5 protein-coding genes are annotated in these 6,000 nt (G+C 65.6%); all 5 read left to right on the plus strand.

Annotation, left to right across the window (positions count from 1 at the left end; all coding sequences use genetic code 11):
• Positions 1–135 precede the first annotated feature (135 nt).
• The 5 genes from NKI38_RS01575 to NKI38_RS01595 all read left to right on the plus strand — a co-directional run bounded on the left by NKI38_RS01575 (position 136) and on the right by NKI38_RS01595 (position 5,845).
• On the plus strand, positions 136–918 hold the full coding sequence (locus NKI38_RS01575) for a DeoR/GlpR family DNA-binding transcription regulator (RefSeq protein WP_352654197.1): 783 nt from the start codon (positions 136–138) through the stop codon (positions 916–918).
• Complete coding sequence (locus NKI38_RS01580) at positions 915–2,294, plus strand: FGGY-family carbohydrate kinase (protein WP_352654199.1); 1,380 nt, start codon at positions 915–917, stop codon at positions 2,292–2,294. The genes NKI38_RS01575 and NKI38_RS01580 overlap by 4 nt, the downstream gene beginning before the upstream one ends.
• Entirely contained in the window at positions 2,291–3,835 is a 1,545-nt protein-coding gene (locus NKI38_RS01585; RefSeq protein WP_352654201.1) for a sugar ABC transporter ATP-binding protein, read from the plus strand. The genes NKI38_RS01580 and NKI38_RS01585 overlap by 4 nt, the downstream gene beginning before the upstream one ends.
• Entirely contained in the window at positions 3,832–4,830 is a 999-nt protein-coding gene (locus NKI38_RS01590) for an ABC transporter permease subunit (protein ID WP_352654203.1), read from the plus strand. Before NKI38_RS01585 ends, NKI38_RS01590 begins: the two co-directional genes overlap by 4 nt.
• 76 nt (positions 4,831–4,906) lie before the next feature.
• Positions 4,907–5,845, plus strand: a complete 939-nt coding sequence (locus tag NKI38_RS01595; protein ID WP_352635740.1) for an ABC transporter substrate-binding protein — start codon at positions 4,907–4,909, stop codon at positions 5,843–5,845.
• The last annotated feature ends 155 nt before the right edge of the window (positions 5,846–6,000 follow it).

Genomic DNA, 6,000 nt, shown 5'->3' on the forward strand with positions numbered 1-6,000 from the left:
GAACTGGCGCTGATATCGCAGATACGAGTGATCTACGTCAATAGTGATCTACTATCATCAAAACCCGCTTGCAATCTGGCTAATGTTGAGTAAGTTGCGCCAATTGCCACGGAAAAGGGCACTCGGGAGGAAAGAGTGAGCGACTCCGGCCGTCAGCGTCAGATCGTCGAACTGCTGCGAGATCGCCCGTTCGCCTCGGTGCGCGAGCTGCAGGAGCGGCTCGGCGTTTCAGCCGCGACGGTCAGACGCGACATAGACAGGATCGACGAGGCCGGCGAAGCGCGGAAGGTCTATGGCGGCATCTCGGCGCTCGACGGCGCTTCCCAGGCGGGTGTCGCCTATGCCAGGCCTTATGACGAGAACCGCGACCTTGCGGTCGAGGCCAAGCGGCAGATCGCCGCTCTCGCGGCAACCATGGTGCGCGACGGCGATGCGGTCATCGTGCATGGCGGTTCGACCTGCTTCCATCTCGGGGTCAAGCTCGCCGAGCGCAACATCCGCCTATACACCAACTCGATGCCGCTGGCGGCCTATCTCAGCGACCACGGCCATTGCAGCCTGACGGTTGCCGGTGGCGACCTGCATCGCGAACCCGGCATCATCCATTCGCTCACCCAGCCCGTACCCTTCTACGGCTCGAAATTCTTCCTCGGCGCGCAAGGCATTGGCGCGGAAGGCGTGCTGGAATCGCACCCGCTGCTGGTGCGCTCCATCATCGACCTCAGCCTCTGCGCCGACCAGATCGTGGTGCTGGCCGACAGCCGCAAACTGTCGATCCATGCGCGCAATGTCGCGCTGCCGCTTTCCCGCATCGGGACGCTGGTCACCGACGACGGCCTCTCCGACACCGATGCACGGATGCTGGAGGACGCCGGCGTCATGGTCCGGATAGCCTCATCCTCGGGAGCCATCCAGTGAAGGTGGCGGTCCTCGATTTCGGCAAGACCAATTCGAAACTGTTCGTCTTCGGGCAGGACGGGCGCATTCTCGACGAGCGTCGGACACAGCCGAAATGGGTGCGCCAAGGCGGCTTCAGCGTGCTCGACGAGGCAGCGCTCCACGAGTGGGCGCTCAATGCCGTCGCCGATGCGGTCGACAGCCATGGTATCGAGGGGCTGATGGTGTCGGGCCATGGCTGCACCTTCGCCTTGATCGACGAAGCGGCGCTGACGCATCCGATCCTCGACTACGAGCAGGAGCCGCCGGCCGAGATTGCCGCGCGGATCGATCGTTGCATTCCGGACTTTGCCGAAACCTTCTCGCCGCGCCTGCCGCTCGGCTTCAACTACGGTCGCCACATGCTGTGGCTGCAGGAGGTCGATCCCGACGCGTTCGCTGCGGCGAAATCGATCCTCGGCTATCCGCAATACTGGAGCTGGCGCCTTGGCGGGCGAGCGGTCTCGGAAGTGTCCTATCTCGGCTGCCACTCGCATCTGTGGGCGCCGCGCAGCCAAGACTTTTCCTCGCTGGTCGACGCCCAGGGTTGGCGGGACCGGATGCCTTCCTTTGAGCGCGCCGGCGCCGTGATCGGCGAACGGCACCTCGGAGGTTTGGCGCGGCCAGTCGCCATCCACAATGGCGTCCATGATTCGAATGCGGCGCTGCATGCCTATCGCCGGCAAGAGCTCGGCCCGGTCACCGTCGTTTCGACCGGCACCTGGGTCATCGTGCTCAATCCCGACTGCCCGCTCGACGCGCTCGACCAGGATCGCGACATGCTGGTCAATGTCGATGTCGATGGCGGTCCGGTGCCGACCATTCGTTTCATGGGCGGACGCGAATTCGCAACGATCAGCGCCGGCTGGCAAGGCGCGATCGGCCTGTCCTCGATCCAGCGGGTGATCGACGCCAGCGTCATGGCATTGCCGAGCTTCGCGCCCGGCGGACCAATGCCCGACCGTGCGGGCCGGCTGGTCGGGCGCACACCCGATGCCGAGGAGCGGGCCGCCGTGGCGCTGCTCTACGTGGCGCTGATGGTCGATCTGTCGCTTGACCTCATCCATTCGAACAACACCGTGATCGTCGATGGAGGGCTGAACGCTGGCGGTTTGCTCGCCAGCCTGTTGGCGCAGCTGCGTCCCGGCCAGTCCTTCCTGCAGGGCGCCACGCTGGAAGGCAGCGCCACGGGTGCCGCGGCGCTCGCCTTCGAGAGCGTCGGGCGCGAATTTGCCGCCGAAGTTCCGGAGCCGGTGCGTGCGTCCCATTTCACCGGATTGGCCGGTTATCGCGATGATTGGCGTGCCTTCGCCATGGACCGGGGTGTCGCTGGGGCGGCGGCGGGAGGCGCGCGATGAGTGCGGCTGCCAAGGTCGAGACCGCGCGTCAGCCGGTACTGGAGATGCGGCATATCTCCAAGACGTTCGGCGCGATCCGCGCGTTGCAGGATGTCTCGCTCAGCGTCCATGCCGGCGAGTTGCACGCCTTGATGGGCGAAAACGGCGCCGGCAAGTCGACATTGATGAAGGTGCTTTCAGGCGCCTATCGGCCGGATGTCGGCGGCGAGATCCTGATCGACGGCATGCACGCCGCGACCGGCGATCCGATCAAGGCACGCGCCAGTGGCGTCGCGGTGATCTATCAGGAGCTGTCGCTGGCGCCTAATCTGACCGTGGCGCAGAATATCTTCCTCGGCAACGAGCCGCGCCGCTTCGGCATCGTCGACCGCGACCAATGCACCCGGCGCGCCAGGGAGATCATCGCGCGTCTCGGCGTCTCCTTCTCGGCCCGCGACATGGTCTCCAGCCTGTCGCTCGGCGAGCGCCAGCTGGTCGAGATCGCCCGCGCGCTGTCGACCAATGCGCGCATCATCGTCATGGACGAGCCGACAACGTCGCTGACCTCGCGCGAGACCGACCGGCTGTTCGAGGTCATTGCGACGCTGAAATCGCAAGGCATCGCCATCATCTACATCAGCCACCGCATGGAAGAGGTCTACCAGCTTGCCGACCGCGTCAGCGTGCTGCGCGACAGCGGTTATGTCGGCACGCTCGAACGCGCCGATCTCAGCGCCTCGCGCCTGGTGTCGATGATGGTCGGCCGCGATCTGTCGGCTTTCTACAAGAAGGACCATCGGCCGCCGGATGCAAAGCGCGCGGTGGCGCTCTCGGTGCGCGGCATGTCCGACGGTCGTCTCCTGAAGAACTGCTCGTTCGACCTGCACAAGGGCGAGGTGCTGGCGTTGGCGGGTCTGGTCGGCTCCGGCCGTACCGAGCTTGCACGGCTGATCTTTGGCGCCGACAGGCGTACATCCGGCACGCTGGAACTCGACGGCAAGCCTGTAGCCATCGGCTCGCCGCGTGAGGCGCTCGATGCCGGCATTGCCTATCTGACCGAAGACCGCAAGGAACTCGGCCTGTTCCTCGACATGTCGATCTCCGACAACATCAGCATGGGCGTGCTGGCAAGGGATTCGCGCGCCGGCGGCCTGCGCGACTTCGCGGCCGCCGAGAGGCGCGCTTCCAAGGCTGTTGCCGATCTCTCCATCCGCACCAGTTCGGTACAGGCCAATGCCGGCTCGCTGTCGGGCGGCAACCAGCAGAAGGTGCTGCTCGCCCGCCTGCTCGAAACCGAGCCGAAGGTCATCATCCTCGACGAGCCGACCCGCGGCGTCGACGTCGGGGCGAAATCGGAAATCTACCGGCTGATCGACAATCTCGCCAAGCGGGGCATCGCCGTCCTGATGATCTCCAGCGAACTGCCGGAAGTGATCGGCGTCGCCGACCGCGTGCTGGTGATGCGCGACGGCACGATATCGGGCGAGGTGGCGGCATCCGAAGGCCATCCGCTCAGCCAGGAGAAAATCATGGAACTTGCAACGGGAGCGGCTCAGCAATGACCGACAAGGCGACCGAGATCAGCGCGGGCGGCCGGGCCACCGGCACGAGCCGGCGGTTGCGCACCGCAATCGCTGCCCTTGGCATGCTGCCGGTGCTGATCTTGCTGGCGGCCGGCTTCCAGTTCATGAACCCGCGCTTCCTGACCGAGACCAATTTGCTGATCGTCACCCAGCAATCATCGATCAATATCGTGCTGGCGGCCGGCATGACCTTCGTCATCCTGACCGGCGGCATCGACCTGTCCGTCGGCGCCATCCTTGCCGCCTCGGCGATGGTGGCGGTGATCGTATCGCTGGTGCCCGATTGGGGCCTGCTCGGCGTGCCGGCGGCCATTCTGGTCGGCCTCGGCTTCGGCGTCATCAACGGGCTGCTCATCGCCTACATCAAGCTGCCGCCCTTCATCGTCACGCTGGGTTCGCTGACTGCGGTGCGCGGCGTCGCCCGTCTGCTCGGCCAGGACACGACGGTGTTCAATTCAGACCTGCCGTTTGACTTCATCGGCAACGGTTCGCTGTTCGGCATTCCCTGGCTGGTCATCATCGCGCTATCGGTCGTCGTGCTGTCCTGGCTGGTGCTCAAGCGCACCGTGCTCGGCACCTGGATCTATGCCGTCGGCGGCAATGCAGAAGCGGCGCGGCTGACCGGCATCAAGGTGCCGCTGGTGCTGCTCTTCGTCTACGGCGTTTCCGGCCTGCTGGCCGGTCTTGGCGGTGCCATGTCGGCGGCCCGGCTCTATGCCGCCAACGGCTTGCAGCTCGGCCAGTCCTACGAGCTCGACGCCATTGCCGCGGTCATTCTCGGCGGCACCAGCTTCGTCGGCGGCGTCGGCTCGATCTGGGGCACGCTGATCGGCGGCCTGATCATCGCGGTGCTCTCCAACGGGCTCATCTTGGCCGGCGTTTCGGACATCTGGCAGTACATCATCAAGGGATTGGTCATCATCGTGGCGGTCGCCCTCGACCGCTACAGGCTCCAGGCAGGAGCAAGAACGTGATTGACCTTAGTCGCCGGCGTCAACGACCGGTTTATGTAACGCACCGTGAGAGGCGCGGGGCAATCGGAGGAAAGCAATGAAGACCATCGCCAAACTGCTCTGCGGCGTCGCACTCGCGTCGCTCGCCATCGCGCCTGCTTCTGCCAAGGACCTCAACAAGGTCGGCATCTCGGTCGGCCTGCTCGGCAACCCCTTCTTCGTCGCCACCATCAAGGGCATCGAGGACGCGGCCAAGAAGATCAACCCGAAGGTGGAGGTGACATCGGTGTCGGCCGACTATGACCTCAACAAGCAGGTCTCGCAGGTCGATTCATTCATCGCCGCCGGCGTCGACGTGATCATGCTCAATGCGGTCGACGCCAAGGCGATCGCGCCGGCGGTGAAGAAGGCGCAGGCGGCGGGCATCGTCGTTGCCGCCTTCGACGTTTCGGCGCCGGGCGCCGACGTCACGGTGATGACAAACAACGTCAAGGCGGGCGAAGAGGCCTGCCAGTACCTGGTCGACCACACGGGCGGCAAGGGCGATTACGTCATCCTCAACGGGCCGGCATCGTCGTCGATCCTGGAGCGGGTAAAGGGCTGCAAGAACGTGCTGGCGCAGCATCCCGACATCAAGATCCTCTCCGACGACCAGAACGCCGAAGGCTCGCGCGACGGCGGCCTGAAGGTATTCCAGTCGCTGCTCACCCGCTTCGACAAGATCGATGCGGTGTTTGCCATCAACGACCCGACGGCGATTGGCGCCCAGCTTGCGGCCAAGCAGCTCAACCGCTCGGAGTTCCTCTTCACCGCCGTCGACGGCGCGCCCGATATCGAGAAGGAACTCTCCTCCGGCACCTCGATGATCAAGGCGTCGGCCTCGCAGGACCCTTATGTGATGGCTGGCCAGTCGCTGACGATGGCGGCTGAACTGCTGGCCGGCAAGAAGCCGGCGGAGCCGACCGTGCTGCTCGACCCGAAGCTGATCACGGCTGAGAACCTGAAGGACTACAAGGGCTGGACCGCGGCCCGCTAAACGTCCCTCAGCAGCGTGGGGGGGGGGGGGGGGGGGCGGGGGGGGGGGGGGGGGGGGGGGGAGGGGGGGGGGGGCCGCGGCGGGAGGAAGGAGGCGACCCACCAGCGGCGGCGGGGGGGGGGCGCGGGGGGCGGGGGGGGGGGGTGGAGAGGAGA

Source organism: Mesorhizobium sp. M0621, from assembly GCF_040320745.1.
GTDB lineage: Bacteria > Pseudomonadota > Alphaproteobacteria > Rhizobiales > Rhizobiaceae > Mesorhizobium.